19 protein-coding genes and 2 tRNA genes are annotated in these 21,640 nt (G+C 65.7%); 15 read left to right on the top strand and 6 right to left on the bottom strand.

Features of this window, described 5'->3' with window-relative positions; all coding sequences use genetic code 11:
• Position 1: 1 nt before the first annotated feature.
• The 3 genes from BIGA_RS01055 to BIGA_RS01045 are packed head-to-tail and all read left to right on the top strand — an operon-like array spanning position 2 to position 1,988.
• Complete coding sequence (locus BIGA_RS01055; protein ID WP_033505764.1) at positions 2–382, top strand: GntR family transcriptional regulator; 381 nt, start codon at positions 2–4, stop codon at positions 380–382.
• Positions 379–1,275, top strand: coding sequence for an ABC transporter ATP-binding protein (locus tag BIGA_RS01050; RefSeq protein ID WP_033505763.1), 897 nt, complete (start codon positions 379–381; stop codon positions 1,273–1,275). Before BIGA_RS01055 ends, BIGA_RS01050 begins: the two co-directional genes overlap by 4 nt.
• Complete coding sequence (locus BIGA_RS01045) at positions 1,272–1,988, top strand: ABC-2 transporter permease (protein ID WP_033505761.1); 717 nt, start codon at positions 1,272–1,274, stop codon at positions 1,986–1,988. Before BIGA_RS01050 ends, BIGA_RS01045 begins: the two co-directional genes overlap by 4 nt.
• A 17-nt stretch (positions 1,989–2,005) precedes the next feature.
• Here BIGA_RS01045 and BIGA_RS01040 read toward each other — a convergent pair whose 3' ends face one another.
• The gene (locus BIGA_RS01040) at positions 2,006–2,536 is read right to left on the bottom strand and encodes a DNA-deoxyinosine glycosylase (RefSeq protein WP_033505759.1); all 531 of its coding nucleotides are present in this window, start codon (positions 2,534–2,536) and stop codon (positions 2,006–2,008) included.
• 246 nt (positions 2,537–2,782) lie between these two features.
• On the opposite strand from BIGA_RS01040, the gene BIGA_RS01035 reads away from it, so the two are divergent.
• From BIGA_RS01035 to tsaD, 9 genes are all read left to right on the top strand, one after another.
• Entirely contained in the window at positions 2,783–3,733 is a 951-nt protein-coding gene (locus BIGA_RS01035) for a magnesium transporter CorA family protein (protein ID WP_033505757.1), read from the top strand.
• Between the two features lie 69 nt (positions 3,734–3,802).
• Entirely contained in the window at positions 3,803–6,769 is a 2,967-nt protein-coding gene (leuS, locus tag BIGA_RS01030) for a leucine--tRNA ligase (RefSeq protein WP_033505755.1), read from the top strand.
• Between the two features lie 204 nt (positions 6,770–6,973).
• Positions 6,974–7,759: a ComEA family DNA-binding protein gene (locus BIGA_RS01025; RefSeq protein ID WP_081929299.1), complete on the top strand. Its 786-nt coding sequence runs from the start codon at positions 6,974–6,976 to the stop codon at positions 7,757–7,759.
• On the top strand, positions 7,759–9,549 hold the full coding sequence (locus tag BIGA_RS01020) for a ComEC/Rec2 family competence protein (RefSeq protein WP_152595951.1): 1,791 nt from the start codon (positions 7,759–7,761) through the stop codon (positions 9,547–9,549). Before BIGA_RS01025 ends, BIGA_RS01020 begins: the two co-directional genes overlap by 1 nt.
• A gap of 5 nt (positions 9,550–9,554) precedes the next feature.
• Positions 9,555–10,529: a DNA polymerase III subunit delta gene (gene holA / locus BIGA_RS01015; protein ID WP_033505753.1), complete on the top strand. Its 975-nt coding sequence runs from the start codon at positions 9,555–9,557 to the stop codon at positions 10,527–10,529.
• Position 10,530: 1 nt separating this feature from the next.
• On the top strand, positions 10,531–11,094 hold the full coding sequence (gene tsaE / locus BIGA_RS01010; RefSeq protein WP_033505751.1) for a tRNA (adenosine(37)-N6)-threonylcarbamoyltransferase complex ATPase subunit type 1 TsaE: 564 nt from the start codon (positions 10,531–10,533) through the stop codon (positions 11,092–11,094).
• Between the two features lie 89 nt (positions 11,095–11,183).
• A complete protein-coding gene (tsaB, locus tag BIGA_RS01005) occupies positions 11,184–12,014 on the top strand; it encodes a tRNA (adenosine(37)-N6)-threonylcarbamoyltransferase complex dimerization subunit type 1 TsaB (RefSeq protein WP_033505749.1) in 831 nt (276 codons plus the stop codon).
• Complete coding sequence (gene rimI / locus BIGA_RS01000) at positions 12,014–12,541, top strand: ribosomal protein S18-alanine N-acetyltransferase (RefSeq protein WP_051912210.1); 528 nt, start codon at positions 12,014–12,016, stop codon at positions 12,539–12,541. Before tsaB ends, rimI begins: the two co-directional genes overlap by 1 nt.
• Complete coding sequence (gene tsaD / locus BIGA_RS00995; protein WP_033505747.1) at positions 12,534–13,577, top strand: tRNA (adenosine(37)-N6)-threonylcarbamoyltransferase complex transferase subunit TsaD; 1,044 nt, start codon at positions 12,534–12,536, stop codon at positions 13,575–13,577. Before rimI ends, tsaD begins: the two co-directional genes overlap by 8 nt.
• Before the next feature lie 95 nt (positions 13,578–13,672).
• On the opposite strand, the gene BIGA_RS00990 is transcribed toward tsaD, so the two are convergent.
• From BIGA_RS00990 to BIGA_RS00980, 3 genes are all read right to left on the bottom strand, one after another.
• A tRNA-Asn gene (locus tag BIGA_RS00990) sits at positions 13,673–13,748 on the bottom strand.
• 170 nt (positions 13,749–13,918) lie between these two features.
• The gene (locus BIGA_RS00985) at positions 13,919–14,461 is read right to left on the bottom strand and encodes a flavodoxin (protein ID WP_033505745.1); all 543 of its coding nucleotides are present in this window, start codon (positions 14,459–14,461) and stop codon (positions 13,919–13,921) included.
• 62 nt (positions 14,462–14,523) lie between these two features.
• A tRNA-Asn gene (locus BIGA_RS00980) sits at positions 14,524–14,599 on the bottom strand.
• A gap of 208 nt (positions 14,600–14,807) precedes the next feature.
• Here BIGA_RS00980 and BIGA_RS00975 point away from each other — a divergent pair.
• Positions 14,808–15,416, top strand: a complete 609-nt coding sequence (locus BIGA_RS00975; RefSeq protein WP_033505743.1) for a M23 family metallopeptidase — start codon at positions 14,808–14,810, stop codon at positions 15,414–15,416.
• A gap of 59 nt (positions 15,417–15,475) precedes the next feature.
• Positions 15,476–17,290: an AMP-dependent synthetase/ligase gene (locus tag BIGA_RS00970; protein ID WP_033505741.1), complete on the top strand. Its 1,815-nt coding sequence runs from the start codon at positions 15,476–15,478 to the stop codon at positions 17,288–17,290.
• A 130-nt stretch (positions 17,291–17,420) separates the two neighbouring features.
• Here BIGA_RS00970 and BIGA_RS00965 read toward each other — a convergent pair whose 3' ends face one another.
• Complete coding sequence (locus tag BIGA_RS00965) at positions 17,421–18,965, bottom strand: substrate-binding domain-containing protein (protein ID WP_033505739.1); 1,545 nt, start codon at positions 18,963–18,965, stop codon at positions 17,421–17,423.
• 129 nt (positions 18,966–19,094) lie between these two features.
• A complete protein-coding gene (locus BIGA_RS00960; protein WP_033505738.1) occupies positions 19,095–20,312 on the bottom strand; it encodes an NADP-dependent isocitrate dehydrogenase in 1,218 nt (405 codons plus the stop codon).
• A gap of 117 nt (positions 20,313–20,429) precedes the next feature.
• Between BIGA_RS00960 and BIGA_RS00955 the strand changes: the two genes are divergently transcribed.
• Complete coding sequence (locus BIGA_RS00955) at positions 20,430–21,554, top strand: GuaB3 family IMP dehydrogenase-related protein (RefSeq protein WP_033505736.1); 1,125 nt, start codon at positions 20,430–20,432, stop codon at positions 21,552–21,554.
• The last annotated feature ends 86 nt before the right edge of the window (positions 21,555–21,640 follow it).

Here is a 21,640-nt window from a genome sequence, read left to right as displayed (position 1 = left end):
AGTGGACCTGATCATCTCCAACTCGTCGAACAGACCGATCTACGAGCAGATCACCACGCAGATCAAGGAGCTCATCCTGACCGGCGAACTCCAGCCGGGGCAGAAGCTGCCCTCGATCCGCGCGCTCGCCAACGGGCTGCGCATCAGCGCGATCACCACCAAACGGGCGTATACGGATCTGGAGGCCCAGGGGTTCATCGAAACCGTGCAGGGCAAGGGCAGCTTCGTCACCGGCGGCAATGTCGAACTGCTGCGCGAGGAGCGCCGTCGCCAGATCGAGCAGCGACTCATGCGGCTGGTGGATGACGCGCGGTCCGCCGACATCGGCGATGACGAGCTGCGGGAGATGATGGATCTCATCATGGAAGGCGACGCATCATGAGCGACTCCCGGCCTCTGCTTGAGGCCCATCGATTATGCAAACGGTATGGCGATTTCGCACTGCGGAATGTGGACCTGACCGTCCGCCCCGGCGAGATCGTCGGCTACGTCGGACGCAACGGGGCAGGGAAAACCACCACGATCAAGGCGCTGCTGGGGCTGATCCGCCCCGACGGCGGCGAGGGGACGGTGATGGGTGCGCCGATCCGCGAGATGGGCCGGTCGGAAGGCGTGGCGGCCAAGGAACTGCTGGGCGTTGTCTTCGACACGTTGGCGTTCCCCGATGCGCTGCGCATCCGGGACATCAACGGGGTGCTCCGGCGATGCTACCGGCAGTGGGACGAACGCCGGTTCCGCGCATACCTGAAGCGGTTCGACTTGCGGGACACCAAGAAGGTCAAGGAACTCTCCCGGGGTATGGGCATGAAGCTGTCGCTCGCCTGCGCGCTCAGCCATGGGGCGCGGCTGCTCATCCTGGACGAGGCCACCGCCGGACTTGATCCGATGGCTCGCGACGAGGTACTGGACCTGTTGCGCGAATTCGTGGCGGATGACGGGCACGGCGTCCTCATGTCCAGCCACATCACCTCCGACCTGGAACGGATCGCGGACCGGGTGGTCTGCATCGATGACGGCCGCATCGTCTTCGACAAGCCGAAGGACGAGATCACCGACACGATGGGCGTGGCCCGATGCCGGGCGCGTGACATCGACGCGATCCTTGGCGCGGATGTGTTCGGCGGCACGGCACCGAGGATCCTGCGTCACGAATACGGCGTCGATCTGGCTGTGCCGGATCGGTTCGCGTTCGCCGAGGCGTTCCCCGACATCCCCTGCGACCGCATGACCATCGACGACTATCTGCATTTCACGATCAAGGGGGTCTCACGATGATCCGCGCATGGCATCTCGATCTGATGATGATCCGGCAGAGGATGCTGCTGAACCTGCCCATTTCGCTGGTGCTGTGCCTGTGGCTGGGGTTGCAGGCGCAATCCCCGGCCACGGTGGTGGCCGCGGCGTTGTTCATGACCTACCCCATGGTGGGCATGCAGCTGGGGCAATACGATGAGCTGAAGGGATGGAAGTCGTATCGCATGACGCTGCCGTTGAGCCGGAGCGATATCGTTGCGGGGCGATACCTGACCCTGCTGACGCTGGTGATCGTCGGCCTGCTGACGGCGGCCGTCGCGGTGGGGCTGAACATCGGCATCGCGGCGGTGGCCCCGGGGCTGGGCGGCCCCGCCGGGATGATGGCGGCGATGTGCTCCGCGGACGCCGTGCACGCGGCTCTGCTGGTCGGATTGGCGTTCCTGTTGGTCTGCACCGTCATGGTGTGCGCGATGACCATACTGTTCTACCGGTTCGGCGCCACCACGGCCACCACCATGTTGCCGATGCTCGGTGTGTTCGCCGTGCTGATGGTGGCGCTGTTCGTGGGCAGTCTGGACGAATCCGTGGTGGCCGCATGGTCCGACGGGCTGCTCTGGCTGCTGTCCCCGGAACGGCTGGCCCTGTGCTGCGGGATATGCGCCGCGCTCACCGTGGCGATCATGGCGGCCAGCGCGGCCATCTGCCTGCGCATCTATACGCGGACGGAACTGTGACGCGCACGGCGTCGCGGTTATCGACCCGTCGGCGTCAACACCTCACGGTACGCGGCGATGAGCCGGTCCAGACTCATCGCCGCGTTCGCCGGACTGGTCGACGGCAATCCCATGTGCGGCACCGAGAGCCCGGCTTGTTCCAGCAACGGCGTGCACAGCCGCCGATACAGCTGCGTCGCCTTGGCTCCGGTCGTGGCCACCAATGCGATGCGCGAACCCCGGATCAGTGGAACCGGGTCGTTCGGCACCGCGTTGGCGATCGACGCGTCGGATGCGCCGTCGATATCGCATTCGGCGATGACATCCCACAGCGCGATGCCATGCCGCAGCGCGAACGCGCGCCGGGAATCCGGCGTATCGCCCGGCGCGTCCTCCGGATCCGCCGGATCGGCGAACACCGCGGCCATCACCGGCCAGAACCGGTTGCGCGGGTGCATGTAATAGAACGACGCCTCCCGCGACTTCGGACTGGGCATCGAGCCCAGCACCAGCACCCGTGACTCCGCATCCCACACCGGGCCGAACCCGTGCTCCACATGTTCCGTCATAACCGCCATCGTAATCGCATGGATTCGCGTGCGGGGAACCCGTCGGGGAAGGTCCGGCCGGCCCCGTTGCGGCCCGGGGCGCGGGCCGGCGCGCGGAATCCGCCGAATCGGAACGGCGTATATGAACAACGGTTGAACTTGTGTCCGCAACGGGCGCAAAGTCGGGGGACAGGGGCTATGCTTTATACGGCTCGGATGAGCCGCCGCATGCTATCCAACAGTCAGTGAAAGGCGGGTGAGAGACCCATGTTGCGTATGTTCAACACCATCAACGGCCAGGTGGAACAGATCAGTAAACCGGAGAACGGATCATGGTTGTGTCTCTCCGACCCGACCGACGTGGAGCTGGCCACCGTGGCGCAGGAGACCGGCATCGATCTGGCCGACCTGCGCGCCCCGCTGGATGATGAGGAACGTTCGCGCGTGGACGTCGAGGACGACTACACGATGATCATCGTGGACATCCCGACCGTGGAGGAGCGTGGCGGACGCGACTGGTATGAGACGATCCCTCTGTCGATCATCGTGACGCAGAACATGATCATCACCGTGTGCATGCAGGACACCCCCGTGCTCCACCCGTTCATGGAGGGTACGATCCGCGGGTTCAACACCTATATGAAAACGCGGTTCATCCTGCAGATCCTGTACCGCAACGCCACCATGTACCTGCGGTACCTGCGCATCATCGACAGGGAGAGCGACAAGCTCGAACTCAAGCTGCGCCATTCGATGCAGAACCGCGAGATCCTGATGCTGCTGGAACTGAGCAAGACCTTGGTGTACTTCACCACATCGCTCAAATCGAACGAGATCGTGATGGAGAAGCTCACCACGCTGGCCCGCATCAAGCAGTACCCGGAGGACGAGGACCTGCTCGAGGACGTGATCACCGAGAACAAGCAGGCCATCGAGATGGCGAACATCTACAGCGGCGTTCTGGCCAACATGACCGACGCCTTCGCCTCGATCGTGTCCAACAACCTGAACAACGTGATGCGCATCTTCACGATCATCTCCATCTCGCTGTCGATTCCGACGCTCATCTTCTCGATGTACGGCATGAACTTCGACGGCGGCATGATGGGCATGCCGTTCACCGACAAACCGTGGGGATTCCTGCTCATCGTGGTGGTCTCGATGGCGCTGGCCGCGGCGGTGACCTGGTTCCTGACCCGCTCCCGCTGGTTCAAGTGACGCGGGGCCCGTCCGGACAGCGGACGATGCCCCGCTTGGTGTCCAGTTACGTGGCGATAATCGTTGACCATGAGTGACAACGAGAAGAACACGGCGGCGCCGGCGGTCGATTCCGGCGAACCCGCCTTCCGCTATAACGCCGCGATGGCGCAGGGCATCGAGGAGCGTTGGCAGCAGTACTGGGACGAGCACGGCACCTTCTGGGCGGCGAACGTCAACGGCGATCTCAAGGACGGTGAAGGCCGCAACGCCGAAGGCCGCAAGTCCTACTTCGCGATGGACATGTTCCCGTACCCCTCGGGCAAGGGCCTGCACGTGGGCCATCCGCTCGGCTATCTGGCCACCGACGTGGTCAGCCGCTACCACCGCATGAAGGGCGAGAACGTGCTGCACGCCATGGGCTATGACGCCTTCGGCCTGCCCGCCGAGCAGTACGCCGTGCAGACCGGCCAGCATCCGCGCGTGACCACCGAGCAGAACATCGCCAACATGCGCCGCCAGCTGCACCGCATGGGCCTGAGCTTCGACGACCGTCGATCCTTCGCCACCATCGACCCCGGCTATGTGCGTTGGACGCAGTGGATCTTCTCCCGCATCTATGACGCCTGGTACGACCCGGAGGCCACGAACCCGAGCGGATCCAAGGGCTGCGCCCGTCCGATCGCCGATCTGGTGGCCGAGTTCGAATCCGGCATCCGTGCCATCCCCGGTCACGACGGCAAGGTGTGGAACGAACTGACCGCCGTCGAACAGACCGACGTGCTCAACGAGTTCCGTCTGGCGTACATCTCCAAGTCCCCGGTCAACTGGTGCCCGGGCCTGGGCACCGTGCTCGCCAACGAGGAAGTCACCGCCGAGGGCAAGTCCGAGCGCGGCAACTTCCCGGTGTTCCAGCGCGAGCTGCGCCAGTGGTCGATGCGCATCACCGCCTACGGCCACCGTCTGATCAGCGATCTGGACACCATCGACTGGCCCGAGAAGGTCAAGCTGATGCAGCGCAACTGGATCGGCGAATCGCACGGCGCCTCCGTGCACTTCACGGTCGAGACCCCGTCCGGCGACCAGGATATGGAGATCTACACCACCCGTCCCGACACGCTGTTCGGCACCACGTTCGCCGTGGTCTCCCCGGAGCATCACCTGCTGGCCTGCGTGCCGGACGCCTGGCCGGCGAACACCCCCGAGTCCTGGACCGGCGGCTACGCCACGCCGAAGGAGGCCGTGACCGCCTACCGCCGTGCGGCCGAGGCCAAGACCGCCAAGGACCGCGTGGATGAGGCGGGCGAGAAGACGGGCCTGTTCACCGGCCTGTACGCCATCAACCCGATCACCGGCGCCGAGCTGCCGCTGTTCACCGCCGACTACGTGCTGATGGACTACGGCACCGGCGCGATCATGGCCGTGCCGGGCGGCGACCAGCGCGACTACGACTTCGCCGTCAAGTACGGCCTGCCGGTGATCTACACGGTCCAGCCGCTGCCGGAATCCGGCGACGACCTGTCCGACTACGAGGGCAAGGCGCCGTTCGTCTCCCACGACGGCATCGTCATCAACTCCTCCGTGGACGCCACCCGCGCCGACGGCCAGCCGCTGTCCATCGACGGCCTGCGCGTGGACGACGCGATCGCCAAGGTCAACGCCTGGCTGGAACAGGCCGGCGTGGGCAAGGGCACCGTCAGCTACCGTCTGCGTGACTGGCTATTCAGCCGTCAGCGCTACTGGGGCGAGCCGTTCCCGATCGTCTACGACGAGGACGGCGTGGCGCATCTGCTGCCGGACGAGCAGCTGCCGATCAACCTGCCGGACGTGCCCGACTACAGCCCGAAGACCTTCGACCCGGAGGACGCCGAATCCAACCCGGAGGCGCCGCTGAGCCGCAATGAGGAGTGGGTCAAGGTCACGATGGACCTGGGCGAGGGCCCGAAGACCTACTATCGTGACACGAACACGATGCCGAACTGGGCCGGCTCCTGCTGGTACTACATGCGCTACCTCGACCCGACCGACACCGAGCACATGGTGGAGAAGGACGAGTACGACTACTGGATGGGCCCGGACCGCGGCAACGGCCGTTCCGGCGGCGTGGACCTGTACGTCGGCGGCGTCGAGCACGCGGTGCTCCACCTGCTGTACGCGCGCTTCTGGCACAAGGTGCTGTTCGACCTGGGCTATGTGGACTCGGCCGAGCCGTTCCACAAGCTGTTCAACCAGGGCATGATCCAGGCCTACGCCTACACCGACGACCGCGGCCAGTACGTGCCGGCCGCCGAGGTGGAGGAAGGCCCGGCCGGCGCCGACGGCGAGCCGACGTTCACCTGGAACGGCCAGCATGTCAACCGCGAGTTCGGCAAGATGGGCAAGAGCCTGAAGAACATCATCACGCCCGATGACATGTACGAGAACTACGGCGCGGACACGTTCCGCCTGTATGAGATGAGCATGGGCCCGCTGGCGGAGTCCCGCCCATGGAACACCCGCAACGTGGTCGGCGGCATGCGCTTCCTGCAGCGCCTGTGGCGCAACGTGGTCGACGAGACCACCGGCGAGGTGCGCGTGAGCGAGGACGAGCCGGATCTGAAGACCCTCAAGCTGCTCAACAACACCATCGCCGACGTGACGGTGGAGATGGAGGGCATGCGCCCGAACACCGCCATAGCCAAGCTCATCGTGCTCAACAACCACCTGACCTCGCTGGATGCGGTGCCGCGCGCCGCCGTGGAACCGCTGATCCTCATGCTCGCGCCGATCGCGCCGCATATCTGCGAGGAGCTGTGGAACCGCCTCGGCCACGCCGCTTCGCTGGCCCACGAGTCCTGGCCGGTGGCCGACGAACGGTACGTCGGGCAGGATACCATCACCGCGGTCGTGCAGATCAAGGGCAAGGTGCGCGCCAAGCTGGAGGTCAGCCCGGACATCGATTCGGCCGAGCTCGAACGGATGGCGCTGGAGGCCGTGGCCGATCGTCTGGGCGGCAAGACGCCGCGCAAGGTGATTGTCAAGGCGCCGAAGATCGTCTCGATCGTGCCGGCCGAATAATCGATCGGGGCGCAAGGGGGATACCCTCTTCCGCCGCATTACCCTACGGTGGGCGGCCTTCCGGGCACGGGAGGCCGCCCACCGCCGTATACGCGGGCGTGACGCCGACCGTCCGGCGGGAGTGGCGGTGGATAACCGGAATCGTTCGACCACATCGCCCGGCGGCGCTGGACTTCCAAGTGGTTCCGGCGGCATCGTGGAACCATGCGGAGAACGGATGCCGGCATATCACCGGCGATGGGACGACTGGACGCCTTGGAGCCGCGCGAACGGCTGCTCTCGCCGCCCAGACCGCCGTCATGCCCGCAACCGGATGCCGTGCGCGGCATCGCGCGTGAACAGGCGCATGGCACGGGACGCGTGCGACTCACGGGTCTGACCGGGGTGCAGCCGACGGACCGCCTCGATGACGACGAGCTGACATCACGGTTCCGCCGTGATTGCCCGCGGCTGACGGTCAAGCCGGTGCACGCGCTGATCGTCGTCCTGCTGCTGTGCTGCGCACTGAGCACCAGCCTGACCCTGCTCGTCCGTCAATCGCTGCACTACGCCGCCTACCGGGAGCAGGAAGCCTCCATAGAGCGCCGGGACCGGTCCTCCGATGCCGCCCAAGAGAGGGCATTCGGTGAGGAAACATCCGGGGACGGTGCGTCCGCGTCCGGCAATGGCGAGTCGCAGGACGTCGCATCCGACGACTTGTCCGGCGAATCGTACGACGCGTCGTCCGGCGGCGCGCAAACCCCGGAGCCCTCCGATCCGGATGCCGGCGGCGCCGCTCCGGGCATCGACGAGCAGGGACGGATCGACCTGAACACCGCCTCACTCGAACAGCTGGACACCATCACCGGCGTCGGACCGGCCATCGCACAGCGCATCCTCGACTATCGCTCGCAGGTGGGGCGGTTCAGCAGCGTCGATCAACTGCTGGAAGTCTCCGGTATCGGCCCCAAAACCCTGGAGAGGATGCGGGATCAGGTGGTGGTGCGGTGATGCGGATGGACGGATGCGGACGGAGGGAGCAGGGCAGCCGTGATTGGCGGATGCTGCCGGTGGCGTTGACGGTCTGGGCGGCCGCTCTGGGCACCCGGTGGCTGTTCGCCGCCGTGATGGAACCGGCCGCCGATGGTTGGTGGACGGACGTCGGTATCGGCTGGGTGTTGGCGGCCGGGGCGTTCGGCGCGGCCGCGGGCGTGGGCGTGGGAATCGCGGTCATGCGTGGGTGTTGGCGGCCGACGCGTGCCACAGTGTGGATGACGACGATGGTGTGCTGCGCCGCGCTGACCGCGTGCGTATCCACCTGGTGCGTGAACGCCGTCGTCTGGCATGACCCGGTGTCGGTTCGCGTGCGCGATGGTCCGGTCCATGCCGTGATACAGGGCACGGTGCGCGCCCCGGTGACGGTGGCCGACACATTCGAGGCGGATTGCCAAAGCGAGGCGCGACTGACCCGGGTGACGATCGACGGGGTGGATATGGTCACCTCCGTGGATGTGCGGCTCTACGCCTCGGGTGAGCAGTGCGCCGCGCTGGCCCGCGATGCGCGCTACCGGTTCTCCGGACATCTGGCGGAGAACAAGTTCGGCGGGCAGCGGGTGCGGTTGACCCTCGATGACGCGCACGGCGCACAGCTGGCATTGGCGCCGCCGTTGGGGTCCCGCATCGTGGCGCATATGCAGGAGGCGTTCTTCGCGGCTACGGACGACCTATCCGATCAAGCCAGGGTGCTGGTGCCGGGACTGACCATCGGCGTGCTGGGATCGGAACGGTACGCCGCACGGTCCGGGGGAGCCTCCGAAATCGACGCCACCTATGCCGGTCAGCTGGAAGAGCGGTTCCGCCGCTCGGGGATCATGCATCTCATGGCGGTTTCAGGAGGCCATTTCGTGTTGGTGGCGGCGTTGGTGCGCCGCCTGTGCGCGCGGCTGCTCGCCCACCGGTATGTGGTGGCGGTCGCCACCGTGGGCGCATATCTGGGGCTGTCGGCGCTGATGTTCCCCTCGGATTCGGTGACCAGGGCGCTGATCATGGGGTGTCTCACAGCCGCGGCCACGGCCGCGGGGCGCCGTCCGCAGGCGATGAGCGCCCTGTGCTGGACGGCGGTTGCTGTAATCGTGGCGCGTCCAGATATGGCCGCAAGCTACGGGTTCGCGCTCTCCTGCGCGGCGGTGTTCGGCATCATCACCTGCACGGGTGCGATCGCGGCACGACTGGAACGGTTCCTGCCCGCGATCGTGGCGGAGGCGGTGGCCCTGACCGTTGCGGCGCAATGCTGCACGCTGCCGGTGCAGATCCTGATGGAGCCCGCCATCCCGCTGATGTCCGTGCCCGCCAACCTGATCGTGTCCCCGGTGGTCGGGGCCGCCACCATGACCGGCCTGGCCGGTCTGCTGACGGCGTGGTGCTGCCCGCCCGTGGGCGGCGCATTGGCATGGGTCGCCGGGTGGGGGACCAAGGTCATGGAATGCTGCGCCATGTGGCTGGGTGGCGACGACCGCATGACGCTGCCGTGGGCCGATGGTGTGACCGGCGCCGTGAGCGTGCTGGGCGCGGAGGCGGCTATCGCGGTGCTGGTGGCTGCCGTGGGCCGATGGCGCGCCAACGGGAGACGGCTGCAGGCACGCGCCGACGAACCGGGCGAACCATGGCAGGCGATGCGGAACCGGTACGAACGGATCGGCCTATGGATCAACCAGACCCCCAAGGTGTTCGGCTCATGGGATGACCGGGCGGATCACAGCCCGGACAACCGGGGGAAATGTCCAGCGATGCGGAGAGATTGAACAGTATGCCCAAGCCGTCAGCCAAAGCCATGGTATCCATCGTCTACGGGGGAGACTCCTACCTCAACGACCAGCGCGTCCGCGACCTGACCCACCAGGCGCTGAACGCCTACCCGGACGCGGACGTCGTGGAACTGGACGCCACCGACGCCGACCGGTACGCCTTCGACGAGGCGGTCAGCCCCTCCCTGCTCGCCGACCGCGCCATCGTGGTGGTCCGCAACCTGCAGAACGCCGACGAGAAACTGGGCGACGTCATCGCCGCATACTGCGGACAATCCAACAACGACGCCAACGCCAGCCCGGTGATCTGCCAGCACGAGGGCGGGACCAAAGGCAAACGCATCCACGACCTGATCATCAAGGCGGGCGCCCGGGAGGAGAAGGTCCCCGACCTGAAGAAGGCCGACGCCAAGATCAACTTCGTCATGCAGCAGTTCGAACGGCGCCACCGGCGCGTGGACCCCATGGCGGCCCAGCAGCTGGTGGCCGTCCTGGGCGAGCGCACCGGCGAACTGGCCGCCATGTGCGGGCAGCTATGCTTCGACTTCGACGACGATCCCATCGGCATCGAACGCGTCAACCAGTACCTGACGGCGGACCCGCAGGTCAGCGGATTCTCCGTGGCCGACCGCGCCCTGGAGGGACGCACCGCCGACGCCATCGTGGCCATGCGATCCACCATCGAACAAGGCACGGAACCCATCGCCCTGATCGGCGCACTGGCCATGAAACTGCGCACCTTGGCCAAGGCCTCGGCGGTCAAATCCGGCGTCATCTCCCAAGCGGAGGCCAAAACCAACCCGTACGTCCTGAAAATCGCCATGCGGCAACTGTCCGGATGGACATCCGCCGGGCTCGGCCGATGCATCCAAACCCTCGCATGGGCGGACGAACAGAGCAAAACCAACGGGGGAGACCCGGTCTACGCCTTGGAACGCGCCATCATCCTCATCGGCAGCAAAGGACGCGAACACTGATATGACAACCCCACTCACCATCACCGCCGCAACCACGGAATCCATGCGCGAACTGGGCGCGGCCGTCGCCTCGATCACCACAGGCGGCGACGTCATCCTCCTATCCGGACCGCTCGGCGCAGGCAAAACCACCTTCGCCCAAGGATTCGGCCGTGGACTGGGCATCGACGGCCCCATCGTCTCCCCGACCTTCACCATCGCCCGCGAACTCGACGGACGCTTCGCCGACGGTTCGCCCGCACACCTCATCCACGTGGACGCCTACCGCTTGGGCGGCACCGCCTACGCACCCGGACAGAACAGCGTCGACCGACTGCTGGACGAACTGGAATCGCTCGGACTGGACGAGGAACTGGGCGAACCGGGCGAGCATACGGTCATCCTGATGGAATGGGGCGAACAGATGGCCGCCGCGCTCGCCCCCGAACGGCTGGAGATCGGCATCAGCCGGCCCTCCGCGCACGACGATTCCGGCGTTGCACCGACCAGCGACGGTGCCCGCATCGTCACGATCACGCCGTGCGGAGGCGACTGGGACAGCCGTCTGACGGCATTGCCGCGCTAGCGTGTTCGCCCGCGTCGAATCGCCGCATAGTCCTCGTTGCCGGAGGGTTGTACAGTGAGATGGTCAAACAGGCAACGGCAGGAGGCAGCATGGCGGATGTGACGCGCACACTGGTGATTGACACCTCGTACGGGTCGGCGGTCGGCATCGTCGGACGCGAGCCGATCATCGAAACCGATTCGCGCACCCATGTCGAACGACTCCAGAGCAACATCGCCCGCGCCGTCGCCGAAGCCGGTCTGCGGCCGCGTGATCTCGACACGATGGTCGTCGGCATCGGCCCCGCACCGTTCACCGGACTGCGCGCCGGCATTGTGGCGGCCAAAACCATCGCTTACGCCACTGGCGCCACGCTGATCGGGCAGGATATCCTCGCCCCGCAGCACGAGTTGGCCGCGCATCTACGTGACGCGTCGATCGCCGCGCCTGCCGGAATACCGGCATTCCAGCCGCTGCAGGAAGGCGACATTCGGCTGACGCTGGCCGTCAATGATGCGCGCCGTCGGCAACTGTACTGCGCGCTGTACGCCGATGCGCCGGACACGGCTCCCGGAATGCGCCCGTTGATCGACATGGACATCGACTACCCCGACTATATCGCCGAGCGGGTGAACGCCGCCGTCGCACAGCTGCGCGAGGCACGGCCGGAACGCCGCGTCCTGGTCGATATCATCGGCCACGGGGCCGGCAAATACGCGGCGGCATGGGAAAGCATCGAGTCCGTCGGCATGGTCGCGGATGCGACGCCGTTCGACTGCGGCGCGGACGGCCTGGCGCTGTTCGCACGGCACGCCACGGCGCATCGGGACGCCGGCCACGGCCGGACGGTGGAGCCGCTGTACCTGCGCCGTCCGGACGTGTCGGTGCCCAAGCCGCTCAAGCAGGTGCTGCACCATGGCGGGGCGGAGCGGAACGCATGATAATCGTCGGATGCAACACGGTGGACCGCGGCATCGTCGTGGCACGCATCGCCGAACTCGAACACGAGCTGTTCGGCGTCGGGGCGTGGAGCCGGGACGCGGTCGGGCAGGAACTTGACGCCTTCGCGCGCACCTATCTGCTGGCCGTGGACGATGCCGACCATACGGCCATCCACGGATATGCCGGATTCTGGTATGACGGGGACGACGCCGAACTGATGACCATCGGCGTGGAACGCGATTGTCAGCGGCAGGGCGTCGCCACGCGGCTGCTGGCCGCATTGATCGACCAGGCTCGCGCCCAGGGGGCCCGGCGCATGCTGCTGGAGGTCCGGGTGGATAACGGGCCGGCGCTGCGCCTGTACGAACGGCATGGATTCCGCCGCATGGGGCTGCGCAAACGGTACTATCAGCCCGAAGGCGTCGACGCCTACACGATGGCGCTCGACCTCGCCCCGCGGACGGTCGGATTCCAAAGCGCGGCCGCCGCGCCGCAACGCAACCAGGAGGAGAACGCTCATGAGTGAACCGGTGGTGCTCGGCATCGAGTCGACCTGCGACGAAACGGCCGCGGCCGTGGTCCGTGGGCGGCGACTCCTGTCGAACGTGGTGGCCTCGTCGATGGACGAACATGCCCGCTATGGCGGCGTGATCCCCGAGATCGCCTCGCGCGCCCACGCCGAGGCGTTCGTGCCCGTGGTCTCCAAGGCGTTGGCCGACGCCGACATGACCATCGGCGATGTGGACGCGATCGCGGTCTCCGCCGGCCCCGGTCTGGCGGGATGCTTGGCCGTGGGCGTATCCGGGGCCAAGGCGTTGGCCTGGGCGGCGAACAAGCCCATCTACGGTATCAACCACGTCATCGGGCATATCGCCGTCACCCAGCTGCAATTCGGTCCGTTCCCGCCGGACACGCTCGCGCTGATCGTCTCCGGCGGGCATACCTCGCTGCTTCATGTGGAGGATGTGGCGCGGCATATCGACGTGGTCGGCACCACGCTGGACGACGCGGCGGGGGAGTGCTTCGACAAGGTGGCCCGTCTGCTGGGCTTCCCGTACCCGGGAGGCCCCCACATCGACCGGCACGCGCAGGCGGGCGACCCGCATGCCATCGCGGTGCCGCAAGGATTGACGCAGGGCAAGGCCGGCCGCGAACACCCGTACGACTTCAGCTTCTCCGGCGTCAAGACCGCTGTAGCCAGGTGGATTGAGGAACGGCAGGATCGGGGCATGGATATCCCGGTGGATGACGTGTGCGCGTCCTTGGCGGATTCGGTGGCCACTGTATTGGCCAGGAAGGCGATGCGCGGCTGCGAGCAGTACGGTTCGCGCACGCTGATCGTGGGCGGCGGCTTTTCGGCCAACTCCCAGTTGCGCGCCAAACTGTTGGAGGTCGGGGCCGAACATGGCGTTGAGGTGCGTGTGCCGGAGCTTAGACTCTGCACTGACAACGGTGCGATGGTCGCCATGTTGGGCGTGAATCTGGTGGAGGCCGGTGTGGCTCCATCATCGCCTGATTTCCCGATTGATTCGGCCATGCCGTTGGACCGCATCTGCATGTGAGCGTCGGCATCCGTGTCTGCGCCGGCACGGCGCTGGCGCAGACACGGATGCCGGGATATGCGAAAGGCCATCTCCCGGGAGATGGCCTTTCGTTGTGGCTCCTGCGGCTGGGCTTGAACCAGCGACCGTCCGATTAACAGTCGGATGCTCTGCCAACTGAGCTACGCAGGAATGTTCCGCGCCCGGCGAACTGCCGCGCACAAGATATAAAGTTTATCCCTTTTTCCCGTGAATGCAAATCACGGCATGTCGGTCCTGTCTCCGGTCTGTCGTTGGCGCTGCGTATGGCCGCGGCGGTTCCTTCCGTCTTGTTGGTCGGGACGAGCGGGCGCAGGCCGTCGTCAGCGGGAGGAATGGTCGTCAAGCCATACGGCGACGGCGGCCCTGGCGCAGGTGGGGTCGTGCTGGACCGTCGAACCGAGAACCGGCAGACCGGGGCGGATGTCACTGTCGGGCAGTGCGTCGCGCAGCTCGTCCACCGTACGGGCCAGCCCGCTGCCCTCATTGGTGCAGAACGGCAGAATCGTCTTGCCTCCCAGGTCATGCTCGTCCAGGAACGTGCGTACCGGCATCGGCAGGGATCCGCACCAGATCGGGTAGCCGAGCGCGATGCGGTCGGCCGCGGCGATGGCCTGCTCCGCGTCGAACGGCTCCGACGCCAAGGCCTCCAGCCTGATTGCGGGGCGAGCCTGCGTCTCCAATTCGTGCTGGATGATTTGCTTGGCGTCATCGTAGCCGGTCGGATACGGCTGGTCCGGCACGATGCGCACCATCGGCGCGCCGGTCGACTCCGCCACGATGTGCGCCAGCTTGGCGGTGCTGCCTTCGGCGACGACGCCGACATTGAAGTTCTCGCCGGGACGTGAGAAAAATACCACCAGCATACGGCACCCTCCTGTTGTCGGGATATGCGAAAGGCCATCTCCCGGGAGATGGCCTTTTGTTGTGGCTCCTGCGGCTGGGCTTGAACCAGCGACCGTCCGATTAACAGTCGGATGCTCTGCCAACTGAGCTACGCAGGAATGTTCCGCGCCCGGCGAACTGCCGCGCACAAGAAGATAAGAATAGCCGTAAATGACACGAGTGCAACTTCGGCGTGTCGCAACGGGGCGGGGTGCCGTATTGCGGTGGATAACCTGACGGCGTTCGACCACATTGCCGGGAACGGCTGGACTTGAACCCGGCGTGGCTGCGACACTGGTGATCGGGGGAGACGGATGGAATGGGGGAATGATGGACGACGGGTACGCGAATCGGCTGCGGCGCAGGCGATACCGGGAGCAGCGGCGACGGGAGCATATGCGGCGGGGTGCGGCCATGGCCTGCATCGGCGGGGGACTCGCACTCTGCCTGTGCATGGTGGTGGCGATTCCGCGTCGGAGTGCCACGGTGGCGTCGGCCGCCGTGGCTGATGTGAGGGGTTGCAGGGCCTCGATGGCATGGCCGGTGGCCGACGCCCATGTGGTGGGTGCGTTCGATCCGCCGCCGCAGCCGTGGGATCCCGGGCATCGCGGCGTGGATCTGGCCGTGGAACTGGGAGGCGACCTGCTTGCCCCGGCGGATGGCATCATCGCATTCTCCGGCACGGTGGCGGGCAAATCGGTAGTCACGATCCGGCACGGGCGGCTGACGTCAACGTTCGAACCCGCCCAAACCGCACTGCCGGCGGGCAGCCGAATCGGTCGAGGCGACCGGTTCGCGACTGTTGCCGGCGAATCCGACCACTGCGGCGAATCCTGCGTGCATTGGGGCGTGAGGACCGGCGATGAGCAGTACCTGGACCCCGTGGGACAGGCCGAGACACGCAAAATCGTGCTCAAGCCGGTTACGGAAACGTAGGTTATGGGGTCGCGCCATAGTACAATCCAACTGTCAGGGTTTCATCGTCAGGGAGCGACATGGACAAGGAATACACACGGCCGTTGCAGGAGCCGATCGACACCAACGTCAACCTGTTCTCCATCCTCGAGGAGCGCGTGCGGCGCGCCCCGCAGGATTCGTTGGTTGAATACAAGGACGAGCAGGGCCAATGGCGGTCCTTCACCGCCGCGGAGTTCAAGGATCTGGTGGTCTCGCTGGGCAAGGGGCTGATCGCCCGCGGCATCATGCCCGGGGACTGCGTCTCCGTGATCGCGCACACGTGCTGGCAGTGGACGGCGTTGGATATGGCCATCATGTCCATCGGCGCCTTGACCGTGCCGGTGTACGAAACCAATTCGCCGGCTCAGGTGGAGATGATCTTCAACGATTCGCAGGTGCGGATGGCGTTTGCCGAAAACGATGCCCAGCGGGACAAGATCGAATCCGTGCGCGAGCATTGCCCCGATCTCGGCGACGTCTACGTGATCGACCGCGGCGCCATCGAAACGCTGCGGGAGTATGGCCGCGGCGTCAGCGATGCCGAGTTCTATGAGCGTGAGCGCGCCGTCGGCGGCGATGATCTGGCCACCATCGTCTATACCTCCGGATCCACGGGGGTGCCCAAGGGGATTGAATTGACCCATGGCAGCTTTGTGTTCATCACGTATTCGGGCGTGCAGTCCATGCCCGACATCGCTATGAAGCCGAATCGCCGCCTGCTGCTGTTCCTGCCGTTGGCGCACGTGTTCGCCCGGTATATGCAGTTCTTCTGCTTCGCCGGCAACGTCACGCTGGGCCTGTCCAGCAACCTGAAGACGATCCTCGCCGATTTCAGCGCGTTCAAGCCCACCTTCATCCTGGCCGTGCCGCGCATCTTCGAGAAGATCTACAATGCCGCCTCGCAGAAGGCCGGACGCGGGCTCAAGGGGCGCATCTTCGCCGACGCCGCGGTGGTAGCCCGTGAATGGTCCAAGGCCCAGCAGTCGGGCGACGGCATTCCGGCGGCGTTGAACATCAAGCACGCCGTGTACAACAAGCTCGTGTACTCCACCATCATGGAGGTGTTCGGCGGCAGCGTGGAATACGCGGTCTCCGGCGGCGCCCCGTTGGACGTGTCGGTCGCGCACTTCTTCAACGGCGTGGGCCTGCCGCTGCTCGAAGGGTACGGCATGACGGAAACCTGCGCACCGTCCAGCGTGAACCCGACGGTCGGCTACAAGATCGGCACCATCGGCCTGCCGCTGGAAGGCGTGACGATGGGCATCGACGAGAACGGCGAATTGTGCATCAAGAGTCCGGCGGTGTGCAAGGGGTACCACAACAACCCCGAGATCACCGAGCAGCAGATCGTCGACGGATGGCTGCACACCGGGGACCTCGGTTCGATCGACGACGAGGGGTTCGTCACCCTGACCGGGCGCAAGAAGGACCTGATCATCACCGCCGGCGGCAAGAACGTGTCCCCCGGTGCCATGGAGGCGTCGGTGATGACGTCCCCGGTGGTCGGCCAGTGCGTGGTGGTGGGCGATCGCAAACCGTTCATCGCCGCTATCATCACGTTGGATCTGGGGGAGACGAATCTGTGGCTGACCTCCCAGGGTGCCGAGCCCATGCCTGATCTGCAGACGGCCGCCCGCAATCCGATCGTTCGCGCCGAAGTGGAGCGCGCCGTCAACGTGGCGAACGAATTGGTCTCGCGCGCCGAGTCGATCCGCAAGTTCGAGATCGTGCCAGACGAATTCACCGAGGCGAACGGTCTGATGACCCCGAGCATGAAGGCCCGCCGCCAGGCGGTCACCGAGCACTATCGCGATCTCATCGACACCGTGATCTACGCCCCGGCGAAGCGCTGAATCCACGAAACGCGAAGCGACAACGATAATCGGGGAGAGACCCGCACAGGTCTCTCCCCGATCGTCGTTCGCGGTGGTTCCGATGACTCGGATATCTCGGATGGGTCGCGGATGACCGGGCGCGGTTTCGTTACAACCCCGCGTCCGCAAGCGTGATGTATTCGGGGTCGATCAGCGCTTCCTTGAGATTGCTGGCGCTTACCGCCACCAGCGGTTCGGTCAGCGTGGGCACCTTGGAGCCGTTGATGTCCGTGGTGCTGATGCCTTCCAGGTCATCCAGCGGCTTGTCGGCGTCCAGGCGCGCGCAGATTTGGGCCACATCATCGCTGATGGCCACACGGTCCTCCAGCGCGGTCATCCACTGCTGGCCGTCGACGATGCGGGGGATGATGTCGAGATACGCCCCATATCCGGTGACGATCGGCCAGCGGGAATTCATGCGTTCGATGTCGTCGTCGATATCTCCGTCGGCGTTATCGCCCGATTCCTCCGGCGCCTTGATCGGATCCGGGACCGGTTGCTTGACCAGGTCCTTGCGTCCGGCGATGTTCCCGACAATGCCCGAGATCGAGATGGAGGGGTTGATGTCGGCCGACGTGCCGACGTAGCCCAGTGATGACAGCTGGCCGATCACCGAGGAGGCCACGTAATCGTTCATGGCGATGATGCCGTCGACGCGCGTGTGCCTGGCATCGGCATCGTCCATGCGCAGCCGTTGGGTCAGTTCGGATGCGATCGCGTCCTCGTCGGAGGCGTCGAACGCCACAGAACGCCAATCGTCTGCGGTGGTCTCGGCGGTCAGCAGACCGGAGGGACTCAACGCGCGTCCGTCCTGGAAATACGGCGCGAGCACGTTCCACGCGCCGCGGAACGCCGCCGCGGCGAAGTCGTCGGTCTCCTGTTCGCTCTCGTCGGTGTCGGAGGTATCCTCGGATACCGTGTTGCGGGGGAGCATCACCTCGATGTATTTGGGGTTCTCCACGCTGGTGGTGTCCAACTTGAGCTTGTCCACGATATTCTGCGCTTGAATGGCGCCAATCCGTTCCGCGTCGGACATCTGCACGTAGGCGTCCGGGGTGAATCCGGTGATCGTACTGGCCATCAGCACCACGCGCATGCCCGCTTCCCTGGCCAGATCCAGCGCCGTCACCAGTCGTTGCGCGTCCTGTTCGGCCTTCCGGTCGTCCTCGGAGGTCTCCTCGTCCTGTGAGTCGATGTCGTCGGCGCTCCAGTCGATATGCTCGGTCACGTAGTCGCCGTATTGGCGGGTGGCGTCGCCCGCCTCCACCGCGGGGGCCACAACCAGCGTGATCTCGTCGGGTTGGGGGTCGTCCTCGTTCGGGGTGAGCGCCTCGACCACATAATCCTGGATGTCCCGGCTCTGCCGTGCCAATCCGTCCGAGGTGTGGACATGGATGTCTTCCCGGGAGAAGCCTTGCTCCTGCAAGGCCTGTTCGAGCTCGGGCGTCAACGCCTGCCATTTGTTCAACGGTGTGTGCTGTGAAATGGTCAGGCCGTCGGTCGGTGTGAAGATGGCCACCGTGCCCGCCTCGTGCGCCTGCGGATCGGAGGGCTCGGGCTCCTCCTGCCGTGCGGTGCAGCCGGAGAGCGGCACCGCCAACGAAAGGACGGCTGCAGCCGCCGCCAGCCGGACGAAGACCTGCCTGCGTCGCATCGTTACCTCAACTTTGCCGTGTTACCACTACCACTACTGCACCACGATTCTAGTAGGCGCGATACACCAACGCCCGGATGCCGGCGGAAAACCCTGCGATCCGGGCGTCGACCTGCGGCGGTCGCCGTGTCAGCCGTGCAATGCTCTGGCGAGCTCCTCATCCAGCGCATCCATGAACCCGTCGGTGTCCAGCCACGGCTGGTCGGGGCCGATGAGCATGGCCAGGTCCTTGGTCATGCGGCCGGATTCCACGGTGCGGATGATGGTGCGCTCCAGCGTGACGGCGAAATGCTCCACTTCGGGCGTGCCGTCGAGTTTGGCGCGGTGCTTGAGGCCGCCGGTCCAGGCGTAGATCGAGGCGATCGGATTGGTGGAGGTCTTCTCGCCCTGCTGCCAACGGCGGTAGTGGCGCGTCACGGTGCCGTGGGCGGCCTCGGCCTCGACCGTCTGGCCGTCCGGGGTCATCAGCACCGAGGTCATCAGTCCCAGCGATCCGAATCCCTGTGCCACGGTGTCCGACTGCACGTCGCCATCGTAGTTCTTGCATGCCCACACGTACCCGCCATGCCATTTCAGCGAGCTGGCCACCATATCGTCGATCAGGCGGTGCTCGTAGGTCAGACCGGCCTGTTCGAACCGCTGCCGGTATTCGGTGTCGAACACCTCTGCGAACAGATCCTTGAACCGGCCGTCGTAGGCTTTGAGGATCGTGTTCTTCGTCGACAGATACACCGGGTATCCGCGCATCAGACCGTAGTTGAAGCAGGCGCGGGCGAAGCCGCGGATGGAATCGTCCAGGTTGTACTGCACCTGGGCCACACCGGAACCGGGGTAGTCGAACACCACATGCTCGATGGGTTCGGAGCCGTCCTCGGGCGTGAAGGTGACGGTGAGCCGCCCCGGCCCGGGAACCTTGAAATCGGTGGCCTTGTACTGGTCGCCGAACGCATGGCGTGCCACCACGATCGGCTTGGTCCACCCGGGAACCAGACGGGGGATGTTCGAGATGACGATCGGCTCGCGGAAGATCGTGCCGCCCAGGATGTTGCGGATCGTGCCGTTGGGCGACTTCCACATGCGCTTGAGGCCGAATTCCTCGACGCGTGCCTCGTCGGGTGTGATCGTGGCGCATTTGACGCCGACATGTTCGCGCTTGATGGCCTGCGCCGCGTCGATGGTCACCTGGTCGTCGGTGGCGTCGCGGTTCTCGATGCCCAGATCGTAGTATTCCAGGTCGATGTCGAGATACGGCAGGATCAGACGGTCCTTGATATCCTTCCAGATCACGCGGGTCATTTCGTCGCCGTCGAGTTCGACGACCTTGCCTGCGACCTTGATCTTGGCCATGGTTCCTCCTCATACGGTGCGTGGCGATGGTTCCAGTCATATCGCAAGCCGGCGATGCGCGTCGGGTTTGTCCACGATGTTGACACCGAGTCCCACCTGAGCATTAGCCTTGAAGGTATGTCTCAGGAAATTGAAATCGGCTTGGGCAAGAAGGGGCGTCTTGCCTATTCGCTCGACGACATCTCGATCGTCCCGTCGCGCCGTACCCGTGATTCGGGTGATGTGTCAACCGCATGGCAGGTGGATGCCTACGAGTTCGATGTTCCGGTCATCGCGGCGCCGATGGATTCGGTGACCAGCCCCGCAACGGCCATCGCCATGGGCAAGCTCGGCGGTCTGGGTGTGCTGGATCTCGAAGGCCTGTGGACCAGGTACGAGGATCCGCAGCCGGTTTTCGACCGGATCGCGGCATTGCCCGCCGACGAGGCGACCAGCGCCATCCAGCGCGCATACGCCGAGCCGATCAAGCCCGAGCTGATCACCATGCGTCTGCATGAGATCCGTGACGCCGGTGTCACGGTCGCCGGCGCCTTGTCGCCCCAGCGCACGCAGCAGTTCTACTCCACCGTGGTGGACGCCGGCGTCGATTTGTTCGTCATCCGCGGCACAGTGGTCTCCGCCGAACACGTGTCGAACACGCACGAGCCGCTGAACCTCAAGCGGTTCATCTATGACCTGGACGTGCCGGTCATCGTCGGCGGTGCGGCCAACTATACGGCGGCCCTGCACCTGATGCGCACCGGCGCGGCCGGCGTGCTGGTCGGGTTCGGCGGCGGCGCCGTTTCCGCCACGCGTGCGACGATCGGCGTGGAGGCCCCGATGGCCACGGCCATCGCGGACGTGGCCGAGGCTCGCCGCGATTACATGGACGAGTCCGGCGGACGGTACGTGCAGGTGATCGCCGATGGCGGCATGGGCACGTCGGGCAGTTTCGTCAAGGCGTTCGCGCTGGGCGCCGACGCCGTCATGCTGGGAGCTCCGCTGGCCCGCGCCACCGAGGCGCCGGGCAAGGGCATGCACTGGGGCGCCGAGGCGCGTCACCAGACGCTGCCCCGCGGCTACCGCACGAATGTGGGCACCGTCGGCACCCTGGAGGAGATCCTGTACGGTCCCAGCCATCAGGCGGACGGCACCACTAACTTCATCGGTGCGTTGCGCCGGGCCATGGCCTCAACGGGTTATGTGGACCTGAAGAGCTTCCAGCGCTGCGGCGTGGCGGTGAACGCCCATAGGGGCGTCTGACCGGCCGTTGTCCACTTATCCACATTTTCGCCCCGCACGGTTGCGGGGCGAATTGTTTTGTGCTGTTGTGGGATGGTAACGGCCCA

Source organism: Bifidobacterium pullorum subsp. gallinarum (assembly GCF_000741215.1).
GTDB classification, from domain to species: domain Bacteria; phylum Actinomycetota; class Actinomycetes; order Actinomycetales; family Bifidobacteriaceae; genus Bifidobacterium; species Bifidobacterium pullorum_B.
The sequence above is the reverse complement of the archived record's forward strand: the minus strand, read 5'-3'. Positions and strand labels throughout refer to the sequence as shown.

Excerpts from the sequence above, each read along its gene's own strand:
- BIGA_RS01050 (WP_033505763.1), top strand. The coding sequence starts at position 379 with ATGAGCGACTCCCGGCCTCTGCTTGAGGCCCATCGATTATGCAAACGG.
- BIGA_RS01045 (WP_033505761.1), top strand. The coding sequence starts at position 1,272 with ATGATCCGCGCATGGCATCTCGATCTGATGATGATCCGGCAGAGGATG.
- BIGA_RS01040 (WP_033505759.1), bottom strand. The coding sequence starts at position 2,536 with ATGACGGAACATGTGGAGCACGGGTTCGGCCCGGTGTGGGATGCGGAG.
- BIGA_RS01035 (WP_033505757.1), top strand. The coding sequence starts at position 2,783 with ATGTTGCGTATGTTCAACACCATCAACGGCCAGGTGGAACAGATCAGT.
- leuS (WP_033505755.1), top strand. The coding sequence starts at position 3,803 with ATGAGTGACAACGAGAAGAACACGGCGGCGCCGGCGGTCGATTCCGGC.
- BIGA_RS01025 (WP_081929299.1), top strand. The coding sequence starts at position 6,974 with ATGCGGAGAACGGATGCCGGCATATCACCGGCGATGGGACGACTGGAC.
- BIGA_RS01020 (WP_152595951.1), top strand. The coding sequence starts at position 7,759 with ATGCGGATGGACGGATGCGGACGGAGGGAGCAGGGCAGCCGTGATTGG.
- holA (WP_033505753.1), top strand. The coding sequence starts at position 9,555 with ATGCCCAAGCCGTCAGCCAAAGCCATGGTATCCATCGTCTACGGGGGA.
- tsaE (WP_033505751.1), top strand. The coding sequence starts at position 10,531 with ATGACAACCCCACTCACCATCACCGCCGCAACCACGGAATCCATGCGC.
- tsaB (WP_033505749.1), top strand. The coding sequence starts at position 11,184 with ATGGCGGATGTGACGCGCACACTGGTGATTGACACCTCGTACGGGTCG.
- tsaD (WP_033505747.1), top strand. The coding sequence starts at position 12,534 with ATGAGTGAACCGGTGGTGCTCGGCATCGAGTCGACCTGCGACGAAACG.
- BIGA_RS00985 (WP_033505745.1), bottom strand. The coding sequence starts at position 14,461 with ATGCTGGTGGTATTTTTCTCACGTCCCGGCGAGAACTTCAATGTCGGC.
- BIGA_RS00975 (WP_033505743.1), top strand. The coding sequence starts at position 14,808 with ATGATGGACGACGGGTACGCGAATCGGCTGCGGCGCAGGCGATACCGG.
- BIGA_RS00970 (WP_033505741.1), top strand. The coding sequence starts at position 15,476 with ATGGACAAGGAATACACACGGCCGTTGCAGGAGCCGATCGACACCAAC.
- BIGA_RS00965 (WP_033505739.1), bottom strand. The coding sequence starts at position 18,965 with ATGCGACGCAGGCAGGTCTTCGTCCGGCTGGCGGCGGCTGCAGCCGTC.
- BIGA_RS00960 (WP_033505738.1), bottom strand. The coding sequence starts at position 20,312 with ATGGCCAAGATCAAGGTCGCAGGCAAGGTCGTCGAACTCGACGGCGAC.
- BIGA_RS00955 (WP_033505736.1), top strand. The coding sequence starts at position 20,430 with ATGTCTCAGGAAATTGAAATCGGCTTGGGCAAGAAGGGGCGTCTTGCC.